The sequence below is a fragment of the Methylobacterium sp. J-118 genome (genome assembly GCF_057836565.1).
The window spans coordinates 2,365,545-2,391,789 of the sequence record NZ_JBYQFA010000001.1 but is presented as its reverse complement, the minus strand read 5'-3'; the positions used below and the strand labels follow the sequence as shown (position 1 = coordinate 2,391,789).

The following is a 26,245-nucleotide window of genomic DNA, read 5'->3' as shown; positions in this document are numbered from 1 at the left end:
CAGAGATGGCCCCCTACGATCCGAACCGCCGGACCCCGGGCTTCGACGCCGCCGCGGAGGCGTTCCGCTCGGGCGCCGATTCCCCGCGAGCCTACCTGGAGCGCTGCCTCGCAGTGATCGCCGAGCGCGAGCCCGTGGTACGGGCCTTCGTGGTCGTGAACGAGGCCGGGGCGCGGGAGGCCGCGGACGCCAGCGGCGCGCGCTGGCGGGTCGGGCGGCCACTCTCGCCGATCGACGGTATGCCGATGGGGATTAAGGACCTCCTCGAGACGCGCGACATGCCGACCCAGATGGGCTGCGCGGCCTACGCGGGCAACTTTCCCCGACGCGACAACGCTGCGGTCTGGGCGCTGCGCGAGGCCGGGGCGGTGGTCCTCGGCAAGACCACCACGGCCGAACTCGGCGGCACGCACCCGCCGGCGACGACGAACCCGTTCGATCCGGCGCGCACGCCGGGCGGTTCGTCCTCGGGCTCGGCCGCCGCGGTCGCGGCGGGGATGGTGCCGGCTGCGATCGGCAGTCAGGTCGGCGGCTCGATCATCCGGCCGGCGAGTTACTGCGGCAACTGGGCCCTGAAGCCGTCCCAGGGAGCGATCAACCGCGGCGAGCGACAGGCGACCAGCATGAGCACGCACGGCGTGCACGCGACCTGCGCGGAGGACATGTGGCGCGTGTCGATCGAGATCGCCCACCGGGCCGGCGGCGATCCGGGTGGCGCGCCGCTCGCGGGCCCCGCGGATCCGCCCCGTCCACACCGGCCGCTAACCGTGGCGGTAATGGAGACCGAAGGCTGGGAGGCGCTCGACGACGCGTCACGGGGCGCCTTCGAAACCGTGGTGTCGCAGATGGCCGACGCTGGCGTCACGGTGCTGCGCCGCACGAAAGAGCCCGCGATCGAGCGCTTCGAGCGCGCCCTCGTCGGTGTGCGCGAGATGGCCAACACGATCACGGCCTGGGAGAACCACTGGGCGATGCGCAACCTTGTAGCCCAGCATCCGGACGGCGTTAGCGAACGGGCCAAGGCCACGGTCGCGATTGCGGAGCGCTTAGGCGTCGAGGGCTACCAGGATCTGCTGCGGCGGCGCGAGGGCGTGCGCGCCGTGTACGCGGCGCTGGCACCCACCGTGGATGCTCTGATCGCGCCAGCCTCGCCCGGACCAGCGCCGCCCTGGTCGGGGGACCGTCCCGGCGAGCCGCTCTCGCAGCGCCCGACGGGGGACTCGGTGTTCAACACGCCGAGTTCGCTGCTCGGCGCGCCTGTAGTGACGGCCCCCCTCACAGCCGTGGGCGGCCTGCCGATGGGCATCCAAGTTGTGGGTCAGCCCGGTACCGACGCGCGGATGACCGCGATCGCCTGCTGGATGGCTGAGGCGCTACGGCCGGTCCTCGCCTAATCGGGTGTGCGGTGTTCTCAGCGATTTATTGGGGGCTGCGGCCGGAGCAGGCGCGGCTCTTCCGTCATGCCCGATGCTCTGGCTTTAGATCGGTCAGCGTCACCGCCGCCCAGTCCATTTCGAGGCGAGCCCCCTGGCCTGCGATCAGGATGTGAAGCGATCAACCGCGTAGGGTGACGGATCGATCGGGGCAGCGCGCTGTGCCAGGAGCGCGGCGACCAAGCGCCCGCTCGGCGGGCCGGCCGTCATGCCGTAGTGGCCGTGGCCGAACGCGAGGTGCAGGCCGGGCCGCTGCGGGACCGGACCGAGCACGGGCAGCGTGTCCGGGAGCGAGGGCCGGAACCCGAGCCACAGCTGCGGCTCCCCGTGGGTGAGGCCGGGGAAGAGCGCGCGCGCGTGCTCGGCCAGGATCCGGGCGCGGGTCTCGTCCGGCGGGGCGTCGAGGCCCGCGAATTCGACCGTGCCGGCCGCGCGCAGGCCCCCTTCCATCGGCGTCACCCCGAAGCCGCGCGACTTGTAGCTGATCGTGTAGCGCGGTTCGATCGAGGGCGTGGGCAGCATGGCGTGGTAGCCGCGCTCCGTCTCGAGCGGCACGCGCACCCCGAGCGGGTCGAGCAGCGCCTTCGACCACGCTCCGCCGGCGACCACGACGTCGGCGCCGGCCCGGTTCGCGACGTTGGTCCAGACCGTGAAGCCGCCGCCCTCGCGCGGGATGAGCTTCAGGGCCCGCTCGGCCACGATCGTGGCGCCCTCCCCGCGCAGCCGGTCCGCTAGAGCCCCGACGAGCCGGGCGGGGCTGATCGTGTAGCCGTTGCCGGGCACGAGGAGCGCGCGCCGCACGGCGCGGGAGATGCCAGGCACCATCTGCTGCAGGTCGTCGGCCCCGAGCACCTGCGCCTCGATGCCGTGCCGCTCGCGGATCTGCCGCTCGACGCGCGCGCCCGCGCTCTCGCCCTCGCCGTCCCAGACCTGGATCTGGCCGGTGCGCCGGACGAGCTCGCCGAACACCTGCGGTCCGATCAGATTCTGCCAGCAGGCGAACGCGTCCTTGTGCAGGGCGCGCAGCGCGTCCGAGATCGCGAGGACGCGATCCATCCGCCCCTCCTTGATCCAGCGTATCAGCCAAGGCAGCGCGGTGGGGAGATAGGTGGGGTGGACGACCAGCGGGCCCTTCTTATCCCGGAGCCACCCGGGCACCTGGCGCAGCATGCCGGGCATCGCGATCGGCGAGGCCGTGTCGGCACTGATCATGCCGGCGTTGCCATAGGAGGCGCCGCCGCCCGGCGGCAGCGGATCGATCACGGTCACGTCCCGGCCGGCGCGCCGGAGGTAGAGCGCGGTCGATAGCCCGACCACGCCCGCGCCGAGGACGATCGCGGTGTTCTCATCGCTCATGCGGCGTCTCCGGCGTCCGAGGATAGGCGGTGGCCCGACCGAGATCGGCCGAGGGGATCGCGCTCGGATCTCGCCGCGGCGACCGCGGACCGCGCGCGTCGCCCGTGCGATGCGGGCGGGATCGTGGGAGCCGGGGGATCCCGTGCATGGGTCAGGCGTCCCGGCGCCGGCGCAGGAGCGCGTCGACGCCCAGGATCACGCCCGTGACGCCGATCAGGAACGCGCTGACTGCCGCCACCGTCGGTTCCACCTGCATGTGCAGGCTGTTCCAGATGCGCACCGGCAGGGTCTGCGTGGCCGCGTCGGTGAGGAAGAGCGAGATGACGAGCTCGTCGAAGGATGTCAGGAACGCGAACAGGGCGGCCGAGGCGAGGCCGGGTGCTGTGAGCGGCACGACGACGGTGCGCAGCGTCCGGGTGCGGCTTGCGCCCAGACTCAGGGCCGCCTGCTCCAGGCGCAGGTCGACGGATTGCAGCGCCGACAACAGAATCAGCAGGACGACCGGGAAGGCAATCACCGCGTGGCACAGACCGACCCAGATCACGCTCCCGACCAGCCCGAGGCGCGCGGACGCGTAGTACATGGCGATCGCCGTGACGACGGTCGGCGAGACGATCGGCAGGAGCGCGACGGCCAGGATCAGCCGCTTGGCCGGGAACGCGCCGCGCACGAGCGCGTAGGCCGCCAGGAACCCGACCCCGGTGGCGACGACGCAGGCCACGCCGCCGATTGCGAGGCTGGACGAGAGCGCGGCGCGCCAAGCCGGATCGCCGAGGAACGCCGCAAACCAGCGCAGCGACAGGGATTCGGGCGGGAAGCGCAGGAGGGTGCCGCCGCTGAAGCCCAGCACCACCACGATGGCGATCGGCAGGATCAGGAGCAGGCAGGCGCATCCGACGAACAGCGGCAGCGCGGCGCGCACGCTCAGGCACCCATCATGCGGCGCAGATCCGTCACGCGGGCATAGACCGCGAAGAGGATCAGCGTCGCTACGAGCAGCACCACCGACATAACGGCCGCGCTCGGCCAGTCGATCAGGATCTCGACCGCTCGCTCGATCAGCATCGCGACGGTGACGTCGCTGGGCCCACCCATCAGGGCGGGCGTGATGAAGAAGCCGAGCGCTAGGATGAGGACGATGAGCGAGCCGGACACGATCCCCGGGACCGACAGCGGGAGATAGACGCGCCGGAACAGGTAGAGCGGGCTCGCCCCGAGGGCGCGCCCGGCCCGCAGCAGGCTGGGGTCGATCGCCTTCATGGTCGCGTAGAGCGTCAGGACCATGTAGGGCAGCAGCACGTAGGTCATGCCGACCACGATTCCAAAGGTGTTGTAGAGAAGCGCGAGGGGCGCCGCGATGAGCCCCGACGCGCCCAGGAGCTCGTTGATGAGCCCGCTGCGGCCGAGCACCACGGTCAGCGCGTAGGTCCGCACGATCACGCTGGTGAAGTACGGCACGATCACGCAGAACACGACGAGCGCGGCGCGCCAGCCGCGGTGATTGGCCAGGTAGAATGCGATCGGGTAGCCGATCACCAGCGTCGCGAGCGTGACGAGGACCGAGACCCAGAGCGTCGTGAGCGCGGCGACCTGCATGGAGCGCGCGGTGAGGACGTCGACGAAGAGCTCCGGCACCTCGGCGGGCGCCGTCTCGATGAACAGGGTCCGCGCCAGAAACCAGGCGAGCGGCGCGAGGAACAGCAGCGTGAGCAGGCCGAGCGCGGGCAGGAGCAGGAGCCACGTCCGGTCCCGTCCCATCACGCCGCGTCCGGCGGCAGGATGACCGTGTCGGCTGGCGACCACGCGAGGGCGACGCGCTCGCCCAGCTCCGGGTGGTGATGCGCGGCTACGTTCGGGGCGTCGGCGGTCACGAACGCGCCGCTGCCCATCTCGACCGCGTAGCGCACGACGCTGCCGAGGAAGGACGCGCGCCGCACCGTGCCGCTCAGGCGATTGACCCCCTCTCGCGGCGGATCGGCCGACGGGTGCAGGGTCAGCTTCTCCGGGCGCACGAACAGCTGACCCTCGCCGCCCGCCGCGAGCGTCGCCGCTTCGTCCGCGTGCAGCACCGCGCCGTCCTCCAGCTGGAACGCGACGCGGCCCGGGCCGGGCGTCACGATCCTGCCCGGCAGGAGGTTTGCCTCGCCTAAGAAGCAGGCGGTGAAGGCGTTGGCCGGGCGCTCGTAGACGTCGCGAGGCGCGCCGATCTGCTCGACGCGGCCGCGGCTCATGATCGCCACGCGATCGGATAGGTTCATCGCCTCCTCCTGGTCGTGGGTGACGTAGAGGACGGTCATGCCGAGCCGGCGCTGGATCTCCTTGATCTCGACCTGCAGGTCGTAGCGGAGGTTCTTGTCGAGGGCGCCCAAGGGCTCGTCCATGAGCACGACGGGCGGCTGGAACACGATCGCCCGGGCGATCGCCACACGCTGCTGCTGCCCGCCCGAGAGCTGGCGCGCGTAGCGGTCAGACAGGTGCCCGAGGCGGACGAGGTCGAGCGCTGCTGCGACCCGCTCGCGCACGAGCGACTTCGGCATCCCACGCGCGCGAAGCGGGAACGCCACGTTCTCGAACACGTCCATGTGCGGGAAGATCGCATAGTTCTGGAAGACCATGCCGAAGCCGCGCCGCTCGGGGGGCACGGCCGCGAGGTCGACTCCGTCGACCAGGAGGCGCCCGGCGTCGATCGACGCGAACCCCGCGACCATCATCAGGGTCGTGGTCTTGCCCGAGCCGGAGGGGCCGAGCAGCGAGAAAAACTCGCCCGCCTGGATGCGGGTCTCAAAGCGGTCCACGACGGTCTCGGAGCCGTAGATCTTGGTCAGCCCCTGGAGCTCCAGCACCTTACCGGCCGGTTCCGTGACGGCGGCCGCCGCGCGCTCGCACGGGCGGGCGAGGCCGACGGCGCCCGGCACGGTCGCGTCCTGTCCGATCACAGCACCCAGTTTGACCAAGCGCGGCTCACTTTGGTTCGGTTGGCCGACCACCAGTTGATGTCGTTCTTAAAACCCTTCGACACGGTCCAGGGTGTGCCGGTCGCGGGATCGAGCAGGAGCTTCGATGTGTGCGGGTAGACCTTGGTGTTGGCCGGAATCGCCTTGTACTCGGCGAGCCAGCGCTTCTGCACGTCCTCGCTGATCGAGTAGTCGATGAACTTGAGCGCGGCCTCTGGCGCCTTAGCCCCCTTGGGTATGGCGTAGGACTGCACCAGGACTTGGTTCTGGTTCCACTGGATGCCGAGCGGCGCGCCGCCGTCGATCGAGGCCTGGGCGCGGGTGTTCCAGAGCACGCCGAGCACGGCCTCCTTGTCGGCCATCATCTGCGCGGACAGCGCGCCGGTGTCCCAGAACTTGGGCACGCTGGGCTTGATCCGGCTTAAGGACTTGAGGGCGCGCTCGATGTCGACCGGGTAGACCTTGTCAATCGCAACGCCGTCGGCGAGGAGCGCAATCTCGAGGTTCGGGGCCCCGGACTCGATGCCAGCCAGCGTGCGCGGTCCGGGAAACGCCCGCGTGTCCCAGAACTCGGCCCAGGATTTCGGCTCGGAGCCGGGCTTGAACACGTCCGTCCGGTAGCAGAGCACGAACGCGTACACGAACGAGCCGACCTGATGGCTGAGCTTCAAGCTCGGATCGATGTCCTCGAGCTTCGTATACCGAAACGCTCCGTAGTCGATCGGGACGAGCGCGCCTGCCTCCTCCAGCATGAGGTTGGCGTCGTTGCCGGTGTCGATGCAGTCGATCTCGACCTGCCCGGCCTTGTACATGGCGAGCAATTTGCCCACCGTGCTCGGGACAGGCACGATCTCGATGCCGGTCTCCTTCAGGAACGGCTCGTAGACGGTCCTGCGCTTGATCTCGTCGAAGGAGCCGCCGGGCGTCCTCACCCGCAGTTGCGTGGTGGCCCGGGCGGGGTTCGTGATCACGGCCGGCATGGCGAGCAAGGCCGCGCCACCCACCATGAGGCCGCGCCGCGTCGGGGTCGTGGACAGCTTCGGCACCGCGCGCTCCCATCACCTCGGAGCGGAGTGTAGGCGCGGGAAATACTGTTCGCCTAGCGAAAATCACGGGCAATCCTGACCGCATTTACGACGTGTCGCACACGCGGAGGGCTGCGCGGGTGGTCCGCGGTCGAGCCCGGCGCTTGCATACTCACGCCAGGGCCCGGATCATCGTCCCGCCGGCCGTCGCAGAGAGCGTCCATGATCAGGAACGAGCCGTACTGGTGGCGGGCGGCACCCTTGGCCGCCTCGGACCCTCTGCCCGTGCGCGGCACCGCCGACGTGGTCATCGTCGGCGCGGGCTATACCGGGCTGTCCGCGGCGCTGACGCTGGCCCGGGCCGGCCGCAGCGTTCAGGTCTTCGACCGGCAGAGGCCCGGCGAAGGCGCCTCGTCCCGCAACGGCGGCATCACGAGCGGGAACCTGCGCCCGTCGCTCGCCGAGCTGACGCGGCGGTTCGGCGCCGAGCGTGCGAGCGCCCTGGTGGCCGAGTCCAAGGTGGCGCGCGAGGACCTGTACCGGTTCATCGCCGAGGAGGGGATCGACTGCGACTTCAAGCTCGTCGGCCGCTTCGCGGGTGCCTCCCGCGCGGCCGACTACGAGCGCCTGGCGCGGGAGGCCGATCACCTGCGCGGCGCGTTCGGCATCGAGGCCCACCCGGTCGCGCGGGCTGAGCAGCGCAGCTTCATCGGCTCGGCGTTCTACCACGGCGGCAACGTCCGCATGGACATCGGCGGCCTTCATCCCGCGAAGCTGCACGCCGCGATGCTCCGCCTCGCCCGGGACGCGGGCGCCGTCGTGCACGGCGAGACTGCCGTTCTCGGCATCCGGGGGGAGGCCGGGCGCTACGAGGTCCTGACCGCGCGGGGCGCAGTCCGCGTCGGCCACGTGATCGTCGGCACTAACGGCTACACGGACCGGTTCGACCGATGGCTGCGCAGCCGGCTCGTGCCCGTGCGCAGCCGCATCATCGCGACGGTGCCGCTCTCGGCCAACCTCATGGGCGAATTAATGCCGAGCCGCATGATGTATTCCGAGACGCGCAAGCTCCACTACTACTACCGGCCCTCGCCCGACGGGACGTGCATCTTGTTCGGGGGCCGCGACGGAACGATCGCCGGCGATGCGGAGTGGCCGACCGCGAGTCTGCGGCGCGCGCTCGCGGATATTTTCCCTCAACTCGACGGCGTCGCGATCGAGCACAGCTGGTACGGCAATGTCGCCATGAACCGCGATATGGTCCCCCGGATCTTCGCGCAGAACGGGCGCCGCTACGCGGCGGGCTACTGCGGCTCGGGCGTGGTGTGGGCGCGATGGGCCGGGCAGAAGGCGGCGCTCCAGGTCTTGAACGAACAGGCGGGACGCTCAGCGCTAAACTTCCGTTCACCGCGATGGGTGCCGCTCGTCTCCGGCAAAGCCTGGTTCATGCCGGTCGTATTCGGTTGGCTGCGCTTCCAGGATAGGTTGGCCGCACGAAAATGAGGAGCCCATCAGGGCAAATGCCATTTTTCTAGGTTCGCGCGGTGACTGCTTCTGGGATCCGGGCGCATATGCTTGGACGCCAGAAATGAACGCAAAGCCGAAGATCTGTTTTTCGACCGGAGTTCAAGGTCCGCTTCTGGTGCTTACCCGCCGACCGCCTCATCAATTGTCGGAGCGGTGAGATTTTCTGCCGCGATCGCACCCCGCAGCCACCTCTCGAACGGGCCTGCCAGTGACCCGCGCTTTACCCCGCGCGGTTTGACAAGGAAGTACGATGTCGTCTCCACCTCGAAGGCATGATCCTTGAAGGGAGCGATCAGCCGGCCGTCACGAAGTTCATCCGCCGCCAGGACCTCGCTCTCCAGAACGACGCCGAGGCCAGCGACCGCAGCTTCCACCGCCATCACCGAACGGTCTAGCCACATCTCGTTGCGCGGGCGTAGAGCCCCTTCTCCGACATTTCGCAGGTAGTGCGCCCACGTCAACGCGTTGACGGAATGGATCAAGGTCGTGGTCGCCAGGTCTCGCGGTGTGTACAGCCCCACCGAATCGGCGAGTGAGGGACTGCACAGCGGGCGCAGCCGCTCGATCAGGAGCGGCTCGACGCCCAGGTTCGTCTGTGGCGGTCGACCGTAGGTGATGGCAAGATCGAACCGCTCCGTCTCGATGTCGTCGCGATCCGATAACGTAGACAGACGGATCCGCGCCTCGGGGTGGGAACGGAGGAAATTCGCCAGCCTAGGCTGCAACCATTTTGCCGCGAAGCTCGGCCCCGATGCGATGACGAGGGGCTCGCGCTGGGATTGTGGGGCGACCCGTTCCGTCGCACCTGCGATGATACTGAGCGCGTGTTCGATCTCGACGGCGTAGGTCCTGCCCCCCTCTGTCAGGAAGGCACGGCCCGCGCGCCGCCGGAACAGCGGCATGCCGAGAAAGTCCTCCAGTTGCTGAACCTGATGGCTGATCGCCGAAGGCGTGACGCCCAGCTCGTCGGCGCCCTTCGCGAAGCTGCCGTGCCGGGCCGCGGCTTCAAACGCCGCAAGCGCCCGCAGCGGCGGCGTTCTGCGTCGCCCCGGATCTGCCGGTGAGCCAGCCTCAGCGGCCGGTGAGTTTTTTGCGTTGGCGCTCATCGGCACCTCGGACCTAACAGTGCTTCCGACACCACGCAACGCCGGTGCCGGAACCGAGGCCGCAACGCGCGCCGCTTCGGAGCAGGCCCGATCCCGGCACCCTGCCGATGGAGCGGACGATGAGCGGATCCCTTGAGGCGGCGGCGAAGGACCATCTGGTCCGCTACGGCGGCGACACCTTCCCGAATCTCTTCACGAAAGCCAGGGGCACTGTCGTCACCGACAGCCAGGGACGGGAGTATTTGGATTTCACCTCCGGTCAGATGTGCGCCACGATCGGTCACAACCATCCCGCCATCGTCGAGGCGGTCCACCGGGCCGGGGAGAAGGCATTCCACTTCTTCAGCGGGATGATCCCGGAAGTGGTGGCCGAGCTCGCCCAGGTGCTGGCCCGCGACTGGCTGCCGAGCGACCTCACGAAGACGATCTTCGTCAACACCGGCTCCGAGGCGACCGAGGTCGCCCTTCGCATGGCCAAGATGTACACCGGCGGGTACGAGGTCCTGGCGCTGGGCGGTTCGTGGCACGGCATCACCGGCGGGGCAAGCTCCGTCTCGATGGCCAGCGACCGCAAGGGCTACGGCGTGCCCGCACCCGGCGTGTTCGTCATCCCCGAGCCCAACGCTTACCGCCCCTACTTTTCGGGGATGGACGAGGAGGCGGCGGCGCTCGCCAATCTCGATCTCGCGTTGAAGCTCTACGACATGCAGTCGGCGGGCAAGGGCGCCGCGATCATCGTCGAGCCGGTGATCAGCGCGGGCGGCGTGCTGGTGCCGCCCCGTTCGTTCCTGGTCGCCCTGCGGGAGGCTGCCGATGCCCGCGGCATGCTGCTGATCTTCGACGAGGCGCAGACCGCCTTCGGCCGGATCGGCACGCGCACCGGCGCCGAGCACTTCGACGTCGTGCCGGACATCATGACGATGTCTAAGACGCTGGGCGGAGGCCTGCCGCTTGCGGCAGTCGCGACCACCGCCGCGATCGAGGTAGACATTCACGAGAAGCACTTCACCTACTACACCAGCCACGTCTCCGACCCGCTCACCGCCGAGGTCGGCCTCGCGGTTCTGAAGGTGATCGAGCAGGAAAAGCTCGTCGCTAGAGCTAACGAGATGGGCGCCTATCTGCGCGGTCGGTTCGAAGATCTGCAACAGCGCTACGAGGTGATCGGCGACGTGCGCGGGCTCGGTCTACTCATCGGGGTCGAACTGGTGATGGATCGGGAATCGCGCAGCCCGGCGCATGCGCTCGGCGCGCTGACGACGCGCAAGTGCTTCGAGAAAGGCCTGAGCATGAACATCCGTCGCCGGCCCGAGCGCGGCTCGGTCTGGCGGATCGCCCCCCCGCTCACGGTCTCCACCGCTGAGATCGACCGGGCCGTCGAGATCCTCGAGGCGGCACTGCGCGAGAGCCTCGACGAGACCGCGGCCGGTAGCACCGCCTGAAGGCGAGCGCTTCAAGATCCAATGTCCTGTCGCCTGGAGACACCCTCATGACGCCCAAGCTCGCGTGTGCTCTCCGTCCGGCCCTGTCAGCCCTGGCGATCGTCTCCGGCCTCGGGGCGGCGATCGCCGCAAGCCCGACGCTCGAGAAGATCCGGTCCTCGGGCACGCTGACATTGGGCTATCGCGAGGCGTCGATCCCATTCTCCTATCTCGGTCCGGATCAGAAGCCTGTCGGGATGTCGCTTGATCTTTGCGCGGCGGTGGCACAGCGGGTCCGAACAGAACTCAAGCTGCCGGAGCTGAAGACCGCCTTCGTCGCGGTGAACGCCTCGAACCGGATCCCACTTCTCCAGAATGGCACGGTGGACATCGAGTGCGGCAGCACGACGAACACGGCCGAGCGGCAGAAGCAGGTCGCCTTCTCCGTCGCGACCTTCGTCAGCCAGCCGCGCTGGCTCACCCTGCGGGCGTCCGGGATCGCAGAAGTGAACGGATTGCGGGGCCGCACCGTGGTGATCACACAAGGCTCGCTCAACATGCTTCTGGCGCAGAAGCTGAACGTCGCGGACGGGCTCGATCTGACGATTCTCCAGGCGCGCGACCACGCCGAGTCGCTGCTGATGCTGCGCACCGGCCGAGCAGCGGCGTGGTACGAGGACGATGTCCTGCTCGCCGGGGCGCGGGCGACGGCTTTGGATCCCGCAGCGTTGGCGTTCCTGCCAGCATCGTCCGGCGCCGACTACTACTACGGCCTCATGCTCCCGCGCGAAGATCCCGAATTCAAGGCGCTCGTCGATGGAGCCGTAAAAGCGCAGATGGCCTCCGGCGTATTCGCCAAGTTGTATGAGCGGTGGTTCCTCACGCCGATCCCGCCGGCCGGACAGAACCTGGACCTGCCGATGAGCGAAGCGCTGCAGTTCCGCGTCACAAACCCAAGTGACGCACTGAAACCTTGAGTGTGAAATCCGGCCCTATCGGGAGGATGAAGGTGCGGTTGTGGCGTGATCCCGACCTACAGCCTAGCCCGTAATAACGTCCGCTCCGGAGCTTTTGACTGGGGCAGCTAAATGGCCGCAATGGGCGCCAAGCCGAACGGCCGGTTTCGGGAAGCGAGCCGATGTCGGTTGACGGCGCGAAGCCGGGGGGCGGGCAGATCACGGGTCCGCGGCCACGCAGTTGGTTCAGGAGTGCCGGACACTTGCTCCCTACGCGGACGGCTCCACGCCGATCCGCATTCGGGCGCATGACCATTCAGCCGAGGTAGGCAAGCCCTCGCCTTGGCACGAACCCTGCGCACGTGTTCTCACGATGTCGGCCTCCTGATGCGACAGTGCAGCCAGGCAGCGACGTCGATAGCCCCGGAGAGTGCAGGTTGAACACGCCGACCAACGCTGAGGAGCAGTCGCTCGTCCAGATCGCGCGACGCGTCCTGCCGGGGGGCAACTTCGGCAACATGGCCGGAGAGATCGTCGTGCGCTCAGGCCGTGGCGGACGCGTGTGGGACGTCAGCGGGAACGAGTACATTGACTACCTGCTCGGGTCGGGGCCGATGCTCGTCGGACACGCCCACCCAGCCGTGAACGCCGCCGTGTTGGAACAAGTCGAACGCGGCTCGACCTTCTTCGTCAACAACGAACCCGGCATCCGGCTCGCGGCCGAGATCGTCGAAGCGCTGCCCTGCGCCGAGCAGGTCCGCTTTGTCTCCACCGGGACCGAAGCCGACGCCTACGCCATGCGGCTCGCCCGCGCCCATCGGCGACGGCCCAAGATCCTTAAGTTCGAGGGCGGCTACCACGGCATGAGCGACTGGGCCCTGATGAGCCTGTGGTCCGCACGTGAGAACAACACTGGGCGCGCCGTCGCCGACACAGCCGGCATTCCGCCCGGCCTGCTCGACGAGATGTTGGTGTGTCCATTTAACGACCTCGCAGCGGCGCGCGAGATGATCCACGCCCACCACGACGCGATCGCTGGCGTGATCGTGGAGCCGATGCAGCGTCTGATCCCGCCCGCGCCCGGCTTCCTACAGGGCCTGCGCGACCTCACTACCGAGTACGGAATCGTGCTGATTTTTGATGAGGTCGTGACCGGCTTCCGCCTCTCCTACGGCGGAGGCCAGACCTACTACGGCGTCACGCCCGACCTGTGCACGCTGGGCAAGGTGATCGGCGGCGGCTACCCGCTTGCGGCGATCGCTGGCCGAGCCGAGATCATGGCGCACTTCGACCGCGAGCGGGTCGAGCCGGAAGGCTTCACGCCGCAGATCGGTACGCTCAGCGGCAACCCCATCGCTGCCGCGGCGGGGCTGGCCGCCCTGGCGCTCCTGAAGCAGCCGGGAGCGTACGAGCACCTGTTCGCGACAGGGCGTGCCATCTGGGCCAGCGTTGAGGCGGCGCTGCGTGAGGCGGGGCACGCCATCACGATGGTGGGCGAGCCGCCGATGTTCGACGCGCTCTTCACGACGTCGCGGGTGACGGATCATCGAGGCATGGCAGGGGCAGATGCCGTGCGCGCACGGCAGCTCAACGGCCTGTTGCGGGCGGGTGGAATCCTGAAGGGCGACGGTAAGATGTACGTCTCACTCGCCCACGACGAACGGGATGTGGCCGACACGCGCGCGGCCTACCGCGCGGCCGCAGCGCGTCTGGACGAGGCCGACGCCGTCCCGTGAAATTTCTTGTTGCGCCCCTCAAGGCTCGTCGCGCGAGAAGCGCCGGACCACGTTCTCCAGCAGCCGCGAGATTTGGCCCTGGAACGCACCCGCGTGCCAGAGGCTACCGCAGAACGTGATTGAACCAACCGACAGCACCGCCCCCCCGGACGGGGTCTCGAAGTAGACGATCTCGCCCCGCTTGAGCTCCTCAGGCTCCTCGCCCGAGATGGTCGAAACGTGCGTGAGCATCTCCTCCGGCACGGTCACGAACGAGCTCGGCGGGTCCTCCGACACCGCGAGGATCACCGCGTCCTCCGGGGTGCCGAGGTCGTGGTCGGCCCGGTCGAGCTCGAACCCCGCCGCCCCGCCGCCGGACAGGCCGTACCCGCCGATCGTCTCACCCTCGACCCCCTCGAAAATCCAGGCGTGCGCGGCCTCGTACGAGGCCGGCAGCCGGCGGTAGTGGGTGCCCTCGAACAATCCCTGGCCCGAGAAGCCGACGCCGACCAGCGACTGCGGCGGCCGACGGTTGCGCCGCCATAAGCCGCCCAGCGCGCCGTCGAAGGCGTTGTGGTACTCGCCGGGCTCGGCCTCCCAGGCCCGGATCCCACCCTCAGCGCGCCGGATCTCGATCACGCCTGGCATGTCGGGATGGCGGGCGATGCGCCAGTAGAAGCCGTTGCCCCCGAGGTACACGAGGCGGCCGCCGCTGCCCGTGTAGGCCGCCAGCGCGTCGAGCGTGCCCGGGGTGTGATATTCCGGGTGCGAACCTGTCAGGACCGTCCGATAGGGCCGGATAAGGTCGGGGCCCTCGTCGTCGAGGTCCTCGTCGGTGACGATGTCGAACGGGAAGTCCTTGGCGGTGAGCCATGCGAGGAGGTGCGTGTCGGCGGGGTAATGCCGCAGGCCGGAGCCCTTTGGGTCATCGAAGGTCAGGTAGTCCGGCCGCATCGTCAGGATCGGCCGAAGGCGGGACGAGAAGGCGATGCCGCTGCCGTCGGCGTGGCGGTTGTAGGTCGAGCGGCCGTAGACCGGGAAGTCGTCCGGGTTGTAGGGTGAGGCTCCCCAGGCGGCGGCCCGCGCGCGGAGCCTGTCGTCGAAGTTGCCGCGCGCATGGTTGGCATAGGCCTGGTAGGTGAAGGTTGAGGCCAGGAACGCGATCGGCGCCCGCGGGCCGTCCCGGCGCGGCAGGACGTAGAACGGCAGGCGGTCCTCCCCACCAGCACAGGTCAGCCGCAGGGCGTAGGCGCCGCTCGGCAGGTCGGGAATCGTCAGCTCGAAGTCGGGCTCCCACCGACAATCATCAAGGTCGTCGTCGTGGAAGTGGATGGCAGCGTAGTCGTTGGGCGCGTGGCGGAAGCAGGTCTCGCGCCCGCTCCAGAACGCCCCGACCACGCCGCGGGTGGGTAGGTTAATGGCGCAGCCGTGACGCTCCTGGGGCCCGGTGTCGATGAGCCCGGTCCCGCCGATGTCCTGCGCAAAGTCCCAGAGAGCGAGTGGCGTGACGTCTTCGGGGAGGCGGCCAGGGTCGAGCCAGTCGGCCACATGACCATCTAAAATCGCCGGTGCCTCGATCTTGCCGGTGAAGTGCCGCGCCGGCTCCGCTGCCCGCTCAGCCGCGAACAGCACAGGCCCCCCGGCGGGAAGCGCGAGCCCGGCATCGTCGGCGCGCCGGATGATTGGTTCGCCGCCATCGAGCGCCCGCTGCCCGAGGGTGAGCGCGCCGGTCCGCGGGTCGGCGGCGAGCCAGATCCGGTACCAGCGCCGCCGCTGGATCGGGACATCCGCGGCGAGATCGACGCGGCCGCCCGCCCACCGCATCGAAGCGGTCGCGCCCGCTCGGCCGAACGAGAGGACGACTGCATGATCGTCGTCCTCCTCGGAGAGGACGGCGCGCGTGTCACCCTGCCGAGCCACCCAGACGACGGCGGTCCACGTACAGGGCGCGGACGCATCCCGGTCCGGTCCGGCCGGCACCAGCCCGTATGACCCGGACCGGATCGGCTGTCGGCGTCCGGGCACGGTCCGGTCAAAGAAGGTGGACAGATCCTCGATGTGAAGGCCCGGACCGTCCGGGTTCGGGTCGCCAGAGACGATCCGCTCCAGCTGCGCTCGGTATGAACCCCCGTCACGCAGGCTGACGTGGACCAAGAGCGTGTCGCCGGGCCGCCCGGAGAAGCGGGACAGGTAGCCCGTAACGGGTAGTTCAGCCGGCGCCACGTCGCTCATTCCGTCACCCTTCGGTCCCGCCGCGTCACGCCTTGCGGACGTTGTAAAACAGCGGGAAACCCTTCATCAGCCCGGTCACGGTGCCGCGCCGCGCGGTCGGCTGGAAGAAAATCCCGAGCGGCAGGTAGGGCACCTCCTCAAAGGCCTGCTCCTGCAGCCGACGGCAGATCGCTAGTTGCGCGGTTTGGTCGGTGGTCGTGAGGTACTCGTCCCGCATTGCCTCCAACGCCGTGCTGGTCGGCCAGCCGTATATGCCTTTGGTGCCGATGCCGCGGATGAACTTGTTGTCGGCCGGGGTGATCGTGCTGACCGCGGTCGTGAAGGTGCACATGGCGCTCCACCCGCCTGCCTCGACGGGCTGCGTTGAACCCCAGCGCTGCGCCATGGTGCCCCAATCCAACGCCTGGTAGTCGACGTTGAGGCCGATGCGCCGGAACATGTCGGCCGTCACTTCGCTCATCGCGTTGATGCTGGCAAAGTCGGTCGGCGCCATGAATACCACGCGCTCACCCCGGTAGCCCGACGCCTGCACGGCGGCTTTGGCCTTGGCGAGGTCCGGCGTCCTGGATAGGCGCTCCATCCCCGCGTCGTTGGTCATCGGCCCCGGGGTCATGTAGCCGATGCCGTCCCGCCACATCTTCGGGTCGTCGCCCGCAACCGCCGTCATCACGTCCGCTTGGCTGAGCCCCATCAGCAGGGCCCGGCGTAAGGCGGGGTTGTTGAACGGCGGCTGGAGGTGGTTGACGCGCATCAGGCCGAGGAAACCCGCCTCGTCCTGCACCTCGGTGCGCAGGTCGCGGTCGCGGGCGAGCGACGCGACGAGGTCGGGGATTGGCTGCTCCCACCAGTCGATCTCGCCGGTCTGCAGCGCGGCGGCGGCGGTAGCGGCGTCCGGGATCGTGCGCCACTCCACGCGATCAAGGTGAGCGACCTTCGGACCCGCGAGGAAGCTTGGGGTCCCATCCTCGCGCGGAACATACGCAGCGAACCGCTCGTAGACGTTCCGCGCGCCTGGCACTCGCTCGGCGGCGAGAAACTTGAATGGTCCGCTGCCGATCACCTCGGGGACTGGCTTGAACGGGTCCAGCTTCGCCAAGCGCTCTGGCATGATGCAGGGCATGTTGGTGTTGGCCTTGCCGAGCACGTCGGGCAGGGTTGGGAAGGGCCGCTTGAGGCGGATCTGCACCTCATCGTCGGTTGGCGCCGTCATCTCGTCGATAGCGGCTATCAGGTCGAAGCCGTAGAGATCGCGTGAGCCCCAACGCTTGAGACTCGCGACGACGTCGCGCCCGCGCACTGGCTCTCCATCGTGAAAACGCAGTCCGTCGCGCAGGGTCAGCCGCCAGAGCAGTCCGTCCTGCTCGACGACGTGGCCGGCGACCATCTGCGGACGTGCCACGTAGGCGTCGTCGACCCCGTACAGGGTGTCGAAGACCATGAAGCCGTGGTTGCGCGTGACGAAGGCGGTGGTGACGATCGGGTCAAGGAGGGCGAGGTCGGCCTGCGGGACGAAGCGGAGCACGCGGTCCTTTACAGCAGCCCGGACGACTGCGGGCATCGCGAGGCCCGCGCCGGCGAGTTGGAGGAACCTACGCCGCCGCATCCCCATGATCATGATCTGCCTCGTTCGCGCTTACGCGAGCGCTCAACAAGAAGCATGCCGATCAGCCGCCAAGCCCGCAAAACCCGAACGGCGCTGCCAGACCTGATCTCGACGCTACCCTGGGCATCGGCTTCGTGTCGCCGAATGGATGTCTCCAACTGGCCGAAAGCCGCAGGTCCGCTTCGGAGAAGGTTCGCTACAAAAGCGGACGCCATTCACGGCTCGACCGCCACGGGTGTCGTCGGTTTCACGTGCGGCTCGGATCGGTTCGGCGTCGCCGAGAGTGTCGGGCGTCCGAGCAGGATGACGGCGACCGAGGCCGTCGCGGTCACGCCGGCGAGCGGCAGCAGCGCCAGGGGCCAGCTTCCAGTCGCATCCTTGATCGCCCCCGTCGCCCAGCTCGTGAAGAAGCTCGCTCCGGTGCCAACTGCGTTGATCTGAGCGATCCCCGCGACCGCCGCGCGCGTGGACAGCCACTCGGTCGTGAGTGCCCAGAAGGGGCCGCGCGACGCCGAGACGCCGAACAGGGCGAGGCACAGCAACAGCACGGTCGGGGCCAATCCGTGCAGGACGAGGCAGAGGCATAAGCCCAGCGTCGTTAGTGCGGTCGGGACGGCCGTGTGCCAGACGCGCTCGTCGCGCTGGTCAGAACTCCGGCCGCCCGCGTACATCGCTAGCGCGGCGACCGCGAACGGGATCGCGTTCACGAGGCCGACCTCCGTCGTCGAGAGTCCGAACGACTTCAGGAATTGCGGTTGCCACAACGATAGGCCGGCGTTGGCGGTGGCTTGGCCCGCGTAGATCAACGACAGCACCAGGACGGTGCGGTCGCCCATCACCGCCCAGACGGTGGTCTTCTCGATGCTGGTCCGTGCGGCCGCGTCGGCAGCGAGGCGGCTCGCGAGCCAGTCCTTGTGCTCCGGCTCGAGCCAGCCTGCCTGCGCCGGCGTGTCAGTCAGCCAGACGAGGCCGACGAGGCCGATCACCACGGCGGGCATCGCCTCGACGATGAACAGCCACTGCCAGCCCGAGAGGCCGAGCCAGCCGTCAAACCCGAGCAGCGCCGCCGAGATGGGCGAGCCGACGATGCCGGCCACGGGGCTTGCGACCATGAACAGGCCGATGACCCGTGCCCGCTCCCGGGCCGGGAACCACTGCATGAGGTACAGGATCACGCCGGGCACGAACCCGGCTTCTGCCGCGCCCAGTAGAAAGCGCAGCACGCAAAACGAGACCGGGCCCGACGTCAGCGCCATCGCCCCGGAGACCAGCCCCCACGTAATCATGATCCGCGCGAGCCACAGCCGCGCCCCGACCCGGACCATCGCGAGATTGCTCGGCACCTCGAACAACAGGTATGCGATGAAGAACATACCGCCGCCGAAGCCGAAGGCGCTCGCCGTCAGCCCGACCTCCCGGTTCATCTGCAGGGCGGCAAAGCCTGCGTTGACCCGGTCGATGTAGTTGGCGAGATAGCTCAGCGCCAGAAATGGCAGCAACCGCAGGCTGATCCTACGCAGAGCTTCACGGCCGATTGGGTCAGCCGTCGTCGACGGGTTGCTCACGGTTTCCTCCCAGTCTTTGGGCCGGCCAGCGTCTCGACGCGCTGGTCGCGGCGGCTTTAGAAAGGCGATGGCCCGAACGCGCCGGAGAGCGAAAGCCGCATCTGCGGTGGTCCCGGGCCGGAGGCGACGCCATGCGCATACGAGATGTCACGGTCACTCTGTTCGGCTGGGACGATATCCCGCCGACGCGCTACTCCGGGCGCACGGCGCGTGCGGTGGGCAGCAGCCAGCTCGGGCTCGTCACGATCCACACCGATGAGGGCGTCGAGGGGCATGCCTTCCTCGGCTCAGCTTACGGACCGGCCGATCTCGACGCACCGCTTCTCGTGCGAGTGCTCAAGCCGGTGCTCATGGGGCGCGATCCCCTCGATCGCGAGCGCCTGAACCAGGAGCTGTGGGCGCGCGTGCGCGCCGCCTCCGTCCGGACGATCGGAGCGCTCGACGTCGCCCTGTGGGACCTCGCCGGCAAGGTCGCCGGACTGCCGATCCACCGGCTCATTGGCACCTATCGCGACCGGATACCCGCCTACGCCAGCTCGCAGATCCTCGACTCGGCCGCCGCCTACGTCGAGCAGGCGCACGCGTACCGCGAGGCCGGCTGGAGCGCCTACAAGATCCACCCGCCCCAGGTCTGGCGCGACGACATCACGATCTGCGAGGCGGTGCGGGCCGGGATGGGTGACGGGTTCACGCTGATGCTCGACGCCTGCTGGGGGTATACCTACGAGCAGGCGCTGCGGGTCGGCCGCGCGATCGAGGCGGCGGGCTACTACTGGTACGAGGATCCGCTCGCGGATTCCGACCTCTACGGTTACGTCAAGCTCAAGGCCAAGCTCGATGTTCCAATCATGGCGACCGAATATCCGCAGGCCGGCTTCGAGTCCTACGCGCCCTGGATCTTGCAGCGCGCCACCGATTTCCTGCGCGGCGACGTGGCGGTGAAGGGCGGCATCACCACGCTCGTCAAGGCGGCCCATCTCGCGGAAGCCTTCGGGATGAACTTCGAGGTCCACCACGGCGGCAACTCGCTCAACAACGTCGCCAACCTCCACGTCATCATGGCGATCCGCAACACCGAGTTCTTCGAGGTGCTGCTGCCGGATGCGGCGCAGAAGTACGGGCTTGCCGCGGACATCGCGGTCGATCCCGCCGGCATGGTGCACGCGCCTACGGCGGCCGGGCTCGGCGCGGAGATCGACCGCGATCTCATCCGGGCTAAAACCACGGCCAACCTGACGTGAGGGCTCGTCCATCCCGGTCATGATGCCGCGTGCGCCTGTGGCCGGTGGCATACGGCCGGGTTTTCGATGAGCCCAGCGGCGTCCGCGAGCCCGACGATGTAGCGGCCTGCCTCGCGGATATCCTGTCGTATCGCCGTGGCCGCCGCGTCAGCATCGCCGGCGCGCAGGGCCGACAGCGCGGCGGTATGCAGATCGCTGCCCTTCTCCAGCAGCACGTAGTCCGGGATGACGTATGTCAGGACCGGACCGCACCTCAGCCAGATGTTCTCGATCAACCCTTCCAGGATCGGCATGCGCGCGAGCGCGTAGAGCTCGAAGTGGAAGCGCCGGTGCAGATCAAGGTACACATTGAGGTTCTGGGCCCGGATCAGAGCCTTCATCTCGGCGAGCAGTTCGTCGAGGACGCCCAGGTCGCCCGATGCGCAGCGCTCGGCCGCGCGGGCCGCGGCTCGACCCTCAAGGTCACAGCGGATCGTCAGCAATTCGTCGAAGCGCACCACGTCCATCCGCGGAACCACGGCGCCCCCGCCCTGGCCGGAACTGCCGCGCTCGAGCACGTGCTCCGCGATCAGTCGGTTGACCGCATCGCGGACCGGCGTGAGGCTGATGCCGAGTTCAGCCGCGACCTCGCGCAGGAGGATCCGCTCTCCCGGCCCGAACCGGCCGCCGAGCATGGCTATTCGCAGCTCCGCGTAGGCCTGATCCCAGAGGGGCAGTCGCTCGACCTGTCTCAACCCCGTTGCCCCCCTGCCCCTTGAACAACCCGCCCATCGCGGATCGGGACCGATCCGCGAGAACCGGTTCGACCCCGCTTGACATCCTAGCCGCCTTCGATCGTTATAACAAACAACGAAGACGGGAGAAACGCCATGCTGACCCGCCGTAGCCTCGTCGGAGGCCTTGCCCTGGGGGGGCTTGGCGCACGGATCGCACTGGCTCAGTCTGGCTTCCCGGCGCGGGAGATCACGTTCGTCGTACCCTGGAACGCGGGCGGCTCGAACGACATCCTGGCGCGTGGGCTGCAGCCGCTGCTCAAGGAGCGCGGCATCACGATCATCATCGAGAACCAGCCCGGCGCCACCGGCGCGATCGGGATGCGACGCGTGGCGACGGCGAACCCCGACGGCTACACGCTCGGCATGGGGACGAGCTCGACGCTGGCCTACATGGCCGAGGGCAAGACGCCCCTCAAAAGTGGTCAGTTCACGCACATCGCCCGGGTCTCGATCGACCCGCTGATGCTCCTCGTCCCCGGGTCGAGCCCTTACCAGACGCTCGACGATTTTCTCGCTCATATGAAGAAGAACCCGGGCAGCGTGTCGATCGGCACGCCGGGCAACTACAACCTCAATCACATCTTCGCCTCGATGACCGCCCGGGCGGCGGGCGTCAATTATATCAACGCTCCGTATACGGGCGGGGCAAAGGTCATCACCGACCTCGCCGGTGGGCAGATCCAGGCCGCGGTGCTCAAGCCCGCCGAGTCGCTCGGTCAGTTGCAGCAGGGCCTGGTGCGAGCCCTCGGCGTGTTCGCCAAGGAGCGCCTCCCGCAGTTCCCCGACGTTCCGACCTTCGAGGAGCGCGGCTACGACGTGTTCCCGTTCGGCCCGGTCGTGCAGATGGCCTACGTGGTCGCCCCTGCCAAGCTCCCGCCGGAGGTGCGCACCAAGCTGACAGACGGCTTCAGCGCCGCGATCGGGGACCAGCGCTTCACGGATTTCGCCGCGCGCAACGCCTTCCTGATCGCGCCGCTGACCGGCGATGCGCTGACCGCCGAGGTCGATCGGGTCGAGCAGTCGATCAGGATCGTGGCCGAGAAGGTCTTCAAATCCTGAGCCGCCGCGCTTCTCCGAGCGCTCGAACGATCTGAACAGAGACCGGGACGGATAGCGTGACCAAGATCAAGACCATCACCTGCCATGTCGTAACCACGCCGATCAAGCGGCCGTTCACCTCCTCCCGCGGCTGGCTGTACAAGACCCGCGGCACCTGCCTCGTGGAGATCGAGACGGCGGACGGTATCGTCGGCTGGGGCGAGTGCTACGGGCCGTCCGCGGTCGCCAAGGCGTTCATCGACACGCAGCTCGCGCCCCGCGTGATCGGTCAGGACCCGTTCGACGTCGAGGTCGTCTGGGAGGACCTCTACAACCGGATCAAGGATTACGGGCCGAAGGGCATGTCGATCGCCGCGATCAGCGGCATCGACATCGCGTTGTGGGACATCATCGGCAAGAGCGTCGGCAAGCCGGTGCACAAGCTCATCGGCGGCGCCTTCCGCACCAGCGTCGACGCCTACGCGACCGGCCTGTACTTCACCGACATGGACCGCCTCGTCGATGAGGCGGTCGAGGAGGCGCGCGGCTACGTCGAGGCCGGCTTCAAGGCCGTGAAGATGAAGATCGGCCTCGGCTCGATCGAGCGCGACATCGCCCGCGTGGCGGCGGTGCGCGAGGCGATCGGCCCGGACATCCGCCTCATGGTCGACGCCAACCACTCGCTCACGGTGCCGACCGCCATCCGCATGGGGCGGCGGCTCGAGGAACTCGGCATCGAGTGGTTCGAGGAGCCGATCTCGCCGGAGGATCTCGACGGCTACATCGAGGTCACCCGCGCCCTCGACATCGCGGTGGCCGGCGGCGAGAACGAATTCACCCGCTGGGGCTTCCGCGACGCCATCGCGCGCAAGGCGATGGACATCGTCCAGCCGGACGTGTGCGCGGCCGGCGGCATCACCGAGTGCAAGAAGATCGCCGCGATGGCGACCGCCCACGGCGTCGAGTGCGTTCCCCACGCCTGGGGTTCGGTGGTCGGCCTGGCCGCGACCATCCACTTCCTCGCCTCGATCCCCGATCAGCCCCCCTGCCTGTTCCCGGTCGCGCCGATGCTCGAGTTCGAGCAGGAGGAGAACCCCTTCCGGGATCACCTCGCCCTCGAGCCGATCCGTCAGGTCGGCGGCAAGGTCGCGGTCCCCACCGCGCCGGGCCTCGGCGTCGAGGTCGACCGCGCCGTGATCGACCGCTACCGCGCCGCCTGAGGCACGCCGCGATGCGTTTCGTCACCTTCACGAGCGGCGGTGCGGAGCGGGCGGGTATCCTGCTGGGCGACGCCAGCGGGCCGGACGACACGGTCGTCGATCTCGCCCACCCCGCCCTGCAGCCGGCGCTTGCCGGCTGCCCGCCGCAGGTCCTCGACCTGATCCGCTCTGGCCTCGTGGACGCCGCCGTGCGCCTGCGCGATCACGCCATTCCCGAAGCGGCGCGCCTCCCGCTGCGGTCGGTGCGCCTGCGCGCGCCGCTGCCCAAGCCCGGCCGGATCTTCGGGATCGCCCACAACTACGTGGACGCGCTGGCCGAGCGCGGCGCGCCCCATCCGACCGAGCCGTTCCTCTTCATGAAGGAGCCGTGGACGGTGATCGGGCCGGGCGAGCCTGTGGTGCTGCCGCCGGGTATCGGCGGCAGCACCTACGAGGCCGAGATCGCCGCGGTGATCGGCAGTCGCGCCGACCACGTCGCCGCGCAGGACGCGCCGGCCCATGTCTGCGCCTACGGCGTGTTCAACGACGTCAGCGCCAGCGAATTGATCCGCCGCGAGGGCTTCGGCCCGGGCAAGAACATCGCGACCTTCGGCCCGTTCGGTCCTTATCTCGCGACCAGCGACGAGGTCCCCGATCCGCAGGCGCTGCGGATCGGCCTGTCGATCGACGGGGTGAGCCTGCAGGACTCCACCACGGCCCGGATGCTGTTCTCTGTGGCCGACCTCGTCGCTCACCTGTCGGGGCAGACGGTGCTGGAGCCGGGCGACGTGATCGCCACCGGCACGCCGGCGGGGATCGCGGCCCTGCGCCAACCGCCGGCCTGGATCCGGCCCGGCTCGACGATGACCGCGTGGGTCGAGGGTCTGGGCAGCCTGATCAGCCCGGTCATCGCAGGGGAAGTCCGATGAGCGAACGCCCCGTGGTCCTGCTGACCAACCCGATCCATCCGGAGGCGGAGGCGATGCTGGCGGCCCACGCCCGTCCTGTCACCGCGCCCGACCCAAGCCCCGCGACCCTGCGGGCGCTCGTCGCTGACGCCGAAGGGCTCATCGTGCGGGTCAAGCTGCCCAACGACATCCTTGATCACGCCCCACGGCTGCGCGGCATCGTCCGTCACGGCGTCGGCCTCGACATGATCCCCGTCGCGGCGGCGACCGTGCGCGGCATCCCGGTCGCCAACCTGCCCGGCAGCAACACGCAGGCCGTGGCCGAGTACGTGTTCGCGGCGCTGTTCCACCTGCGCCGCCAGGTCTGGTGCCTCGACGGCGGCCTGCGCGCAGAGGGATGGGGCGCCGTGCGGCCGATCGCCGACGGCCTCGCTGAGATCGGTGGCAGCACCCTCGGAGTGCTCGGCCTCGGCGAGATCGGCGGCCGCGTCGCGCGGATCGCCCATCACGGCTTCGGCATGCGCGTGCTCGGGGCCTCCCGCAGAGGCGCGACGCTCGGCGGCTTCGTCCAGGCGGTCGACCTGGAGACGCTGTTCGCGCAGAGCGACGCGGTGGTGGTCGCCTGCCCGCTCACCGAGGCGACCTGCGGCCTCGTCGATGCGGCGCTGATCGGCCGGATGCGGTCGGGCGCCGTGCTCATCAACGTCGCCCGCGGCCCGGTGGTCGACGCGGCCGCGCTCGCCACCGCCCTGCACGCGGGCGCGCTCGCCGGTGCGGCGCTGGACGTGTTCGACGTGCAGCCGCTGCCCCCCGACCACCTGCTCCTGGCCTGTCCGAACCTGCTGCTCACCCCGCACGTGGCCGGCATCACGCAGACCAGTTCACGCGCGATGAGCGTCGGCGCCGTCGAGGAGATGCTGCGCATCCTGCGCGGCGAGCGACCGCGCAACCTCGTGAACCCCGAAATCCTGCCCGAGACCCTGTCCGTCTGAGAGAACCCATGCGCATCACCCGCATCCAGTCCGTCCCGATATCATTCCGGGTCCCCGAAGGTCAGAACGTCCGGCTCGGCATCGGCCGCGCAGTCAAGCGCGACGCCGTGCTCGTGAAGGTCGAGACCGACGAAGGCCTCGTCGGTTGGGGCGAGGCCCATCACGGGCGCTGCCCGGGCGCCATCGCCAAGCTCATCGACACGACCCTGTCCGAACTCGTCCTCGGCATGGATCCCCTCGACGTCAACGGCGTCTGGGCACGGGTCTACCGGATGCAACTCGCCAGCCACGGCATGGGCGCGGCCGCCGCGATGGCGTTGTCGGGCCTCGACATCGCCCTGTGGGACATCCGCGGCAAGGCGGCCGGATGGCCGATCTACCGGCTGCTCGGGGGTGGCCGCCGCGCGGTTCCGGCCTATGCCGGCGGCATCTCCCTCGGATGGCAGGAGCCGGCCTCCCTGGCCGATGAGGCGCGCGCCCACGTCTCCGCCGGCTACCGGGCGTTGAAGCTGCGCGTCGGCGACAGCCCCCGGCGCGACATCGCCCGGGTCGAGGCGGTGCGCGAGGCTTTGGGCGCCGATGTCGAGGTCCTGGTCGACGCCAACACCGGCTACACGGTCGACGACGTCCGCCGGGTGATGCCGGCGTTCGAGGCGGCGGGGGTCGCGTGGCTGGAGGAGCCGTTCCCACCCCACGACGCCTACAGCTACGGCGAGGCGGCGCGGCTCGGCACCGTCCCGCTCGCGGCCGGCGAGAACCACTTCACCCGCTACGAGTTCGTGCAGGCGCTGCAGGCCGGTTATCTCGGTTTCGTCCAGCCCGACCTGTCGAAGACCGGCGGCATCACCGAGACGATGCGGATCGCCGCGCTGGCCTCCGCGTGGAAGATCTCGGTCAATCCGCACACCTCGGCCACCGGCATCAACATGGTGGCGACGCTCCACCTCCTCGCGGCCGTCGACAACCCCGGCTACTTCGAGGGGGACGTGGCCCGGCACAACCCCTTCCGCGACGACGTGGTCGGTCTGCCCTATCGGCTCGACGCCGAGGGCAGAGTGTGCCCGCCGGACAGCCCGGGCCTCGGCGTCGAGGTCGACGAGCGCTTCCTCGCCGCCAATCCGCTGATCGACGGCCCCTGCTACGTCTGATCGTCCCTGAGGGACCGAGCGGCCCCGTTACGCCCGGGGCCGTCGCACGA

The 26,245-nt window shown here is 69.1% G+C and carries 21 protein-coding genes; 11 read left to right on the top strand and 10 right to left on the bottom strand.

The annotated features are described in order from the left end of the window. Window positions 1-5: 5 nt before the first annotated feature. Window positions 6-1,394: an amidase gene (locus AC3IF3_RS11525; RefSeq protein ID WP_489228828.1), complete on the top strand. Its 1,389-nt coding sequence runs from the start codon at window positions 6-8 to the stop codon at window positions 1,392-1,394. Between the two features lie 144 nt (window positions 1,395-1,538). On the opposite strand, the gene AC3IF3_RS11520 is transcribed toward AC3IF3_RS11525, so the two are convergent. The 5 genes from AC3IF3_RS11520 to AC3IF3_RS11500 all read right to left on the bottom strand — a co-directional run bounded on the left by AC3IF3_RS11520 (window position 1,539) and on the right by AC3IF3_RS11500 (window position 6,789). Continuing rightward, the gene (locus tag AC3IF3_RS11520) at window positions 1,539-2,789 is read right to left on the bottom strand and encodes an NAD(P)/FAD-dependent oxidoreductase (protein WP_243970033.1); all 1,251 of its coding nucleotides are present in this window, start codon (window positions 2,787-2,789) and stop codon (window positions 1,539-1,541) included. A 151-nt stretch (window positions 2,790-2,940) separates the two neighbouring features. Next, window positions 2,941-3,711, bottom strand: coding sequence for an ABC transporter permease (locus tag AC3IF3_RS11515; RefSeq protein WP_243970035.1), 771 nt, complete (start codon window positions 3,709-3,711; stop codon window positions 2,941-2,943). Window positions 3,712-3,713: 2 nt separating this feature from the next. Further along, a complete protein-coding gene (locus tag AC3IF3_RS11510; protein ID WP_489231283.1) occupies window positions 3,714-4,547 on the bottom strand; it encodes an ABC transporter permease in 834 nt (277 codons plus the stop codon). Beyond that, window positions 4,547-5,704 carry an ABC transporter ATP-binding protein gene (locus AC3IF3_RS11505; RefSeq protein ID WP_489228825.1) on the bottom strand — a complete coding sequence of 386 codons (1,158 nt, stop codon included), beginning with the start codon at window positions 5,702-5,704 and terminating at the stop codon, window positions 4,547-4,549. The genes AC3IF3_RS11510 and AC3IF3_RS11505 overlap by 1 nt, the downstream gene beginning before the upstream one ends. 17 nt (window positions 5,705-5,721) lie before the next feature. Continuing rightward, complete coding sequence (locus tag AC3IF3_RS11500) at window positions 5,722-6,789, bottom strand: ABC transporter substrate-binding protein (protein ID WP_243970041.1); 1,068 nt, start codon at window positions 6,787-6,789, stop codon at window positions 5,722-5,724. 201 nt (window positions 6,790-6,990) lie between these two features. Between AC3IF3_RS11500 and AC3IF3_RS11495 the strand changes: the two genes are divergently transcribed. Beyond that, the gene (locus AC3IF3_RS11495; RefSeq protein WP_489228822.1) at window positions 6,991-8,271 is read left to right on the top strand and encodes an NAD(P)/FAD-dependent oxidoreductase; all 1,281 of its coding nucleotides are present in this window, start codon (window positions 6,991-6,993) and stop codon (window positions 8,269-8,271) included. A gap of 143 nt (window positions 8,272-8,414) precedes the next feature. Here the strand turns inward: AC3IF3_RS11495 and AC3IF3_RS11490 are convergent, their stop codons facing one another. After that, the gene (locus AC3IF3_RS11490; protein ID WP_243970045.1) at window positions 8,415-9,401 is read right to left on the bottom strand and encodes a LysR substrate-binding domain-containing protein; all 987 of its coding nucleotides are present in this window, start codon (window positions 9,399-9,401) and stop codon (window positions 8,415-8,417) included. 119 nt (window positions 9,402-9,520) lie between these two features. Between AC3IF3_RS11490 and AC3IF3_RS11485 the strand changes: the two genes are divergently transcribed. The 3 genes from AC3IF3_RS11485 (at window position 9,521) to AC3IF3_RS11475 (ending at window position 13,514) form a co-directional block, all read left to right on the top strand. Next, window positions 9,521-10,843: an aspartate aminotransferase family protein gene (locus AC3IF3_RS11485; RefSeq protein ID WP_243970047.1), complete on the top strand. Its 1,323-nt coding sequence runs from the start codon at window positions 9,521-9,523 to the stop codon at window positions 10,841-10,843. Window positions 10,844-10,890: 47 nt separating this feature from the next. After that, window positions 10,891-11,799, top strand: coding sequence for an amino acid ABC transporter substrate-binding protein (locus AC3IF3_RS11480; protein ID WP_243970049.1), 909 nt, complete (start codon window positions 10,891-10,893; stop codon window positions 11,797-11,799). A gap of 416 nt (window positions 11,800-12,215) precedes the next feature. Beyond that, on the top strand, window positions 12,216-13,514 hold the full coding sequence (locus AC3IF3_RS11475; RefSeq protein ID WP_243970051.1) for an aspartate aminotransferase family protein: 1,299 nt from the start codon (window positions 12,216-12,218) through the stop codon (window positions 13,512-13,514). 18 nt (window positions 13,515-13,532) lie between these two features. Here the strand turns inward: AC3IF3_RS11475 and AC3IF3_RS11470 are convergent, their stop codons facing one another. From AC3IF3_RS11470 to AC3IF3_RS11460, 3 genes are all read right to left on the bottom strand, one after another. Further along, window positions 13,533-15,725: a N,N-dimethylformamidase beta subunit family domain-containing protein gene (locus AC3IF3_RS11470; protein ID WP_489228819.1), complete on the bottom strand. Its 2,193-nt coding sequence runs from the start codon at window positions 15,723-15,725 to the stop codon at window positions 13,533-13,535. Between the two features lie 25 nt (window positions 15,726-15,750). Then, a complete protein-coding gene (locus tag AC3IF3_RS11465; RefSeq protein WP_489231282.1) occupies window positions 15,751-17,328 on the bottom strand; it encodes an ABC transporter substrate-binding protein in 1,578 nt (525 codons plus the stop codon). A gap of 215 nt (window positions 17,329-17,543) precedes the next feature. Then, window positions 17,544-18,827: an MFS transporter gene (locus tag AC3IF3_RS11460; protein WP_489216467.1), complete on the bottom strand. Its 1,284-nt coding sequence runs from the start codon at window positions 18,825-18,827 to the stop codon at window positions 17,544-17,546. 197 nt (window positions 18,828-19,024) lie between these two features. On the opposite strand from AC3IF3_RS11460, the gene AC3IF3_RS11455 reads away from it, so the two are divergent. Continuing rightward, window positions 19,025-20,134, top strand: coding sequence for an enolase C-terminal domain-like protein (locus AC3IF3_RS11455; protein WP_489216465.1), 1,110 nt, complete (start codon window positions 19,025-19,027; stop codon window positions 20,132-20,134). A 17-nt stretch (window positions 20,135-20,151) separates the two neighbouring features. Here AC3IF3_RS11455 and AC3IF3_RS11450 read toward each other — a convergent pair whose 3' ends face one another. Beyond that, a complete protein-coding gene (locus AC3IF3_RS11450) occupies window positions 20,152-20,868 on the bottom strand; it encodes a GntR family transcriptional regulator (RefSeq protein WP_279598630.1) in 717 nt (238 codons plus the stop codon). 135 nt (window positions 20,869-21,003) lie between these two features. On the opposite strand from AC3IF3_RS11450, the gene AC3IF3_RS11445 reads away from it, so the two are divergent. Genes AC3IF3_RS11445 through AC3IF3_RS11425 form a run of 5 tightly spaced genes read left to right on the top strand, consistent with a single transcriptional unit; the run spans window position 21,004 to window position 26,195 of the window. After that, entirely contained in the window at window positions 21,004-21,969 is a 966-nt protein-coding gene (locus tag AC3IF3_RS11445; RefSeq protein ID WP_243972781.1) for a Bug family tripartite tricarboxylate transporter substrate binding protein, read from the top strand. A 56-nt stretch (window positions 21,970-22,025) separates the two neighbouring features. Next, window positions 22,026-23,168 (top strand): mandelate racemase/muconate lactonizing enzyme family protein, encoded by a 1,143-nt coding sequence (locus AC3IF3_RS11440; RefSeq protein WP_243972782.1) that lies wholly within the window; start codon window positions 22,026-22,028, stop codon window positions 23,166-23,168. An 11-nt stretch (window positions 23,169-23,179) separates the two neighbouring features. Further along, the gene (locus tag AC3IF3_RS11435) at window positions 23,180-24,076 is read left to right on the top strand and encodes a fumarylacetoacetate hydrolase family protein (RefSeq protein WP_489228817.1); all 897 of its coding nucleotides are present in this window, start codon (window positions 23,180-23,182) and stop codon (window positions 24,074-24,076) included. Next, window positions 24,073-25,047, top strand: coding sequence for an NAD(P)-dependent oxidoreductase (locus tag AC3IF3_RS11430; RefSeq protein ID WP_243972784.1), 975 nt, complete (start codon window positions 24,073-24,075; stop codon window positions 25,045-25,047). Before AC3IF3_RS11435 ends, AC3IF3_RS11430 begins: the two co-directional genes overlap by 4 nt. A gap of 8 nt (window positions 25,048-25,055) precedes the next feature. Next, complete coding sequence (locus tag AC3IF3_RS11425) at window positions 25,056-26,195, top strand: mandelate racemase/muconate lactonizing enzyme family protein (RefSeq protein WP_489216460.1); 1,140 nt, start codon at window positions 25,056-25,058, stop codon at window positions 26,193-26,195. Window positions 26,196-26,245 lie beyond the last annotated feature (50 nt).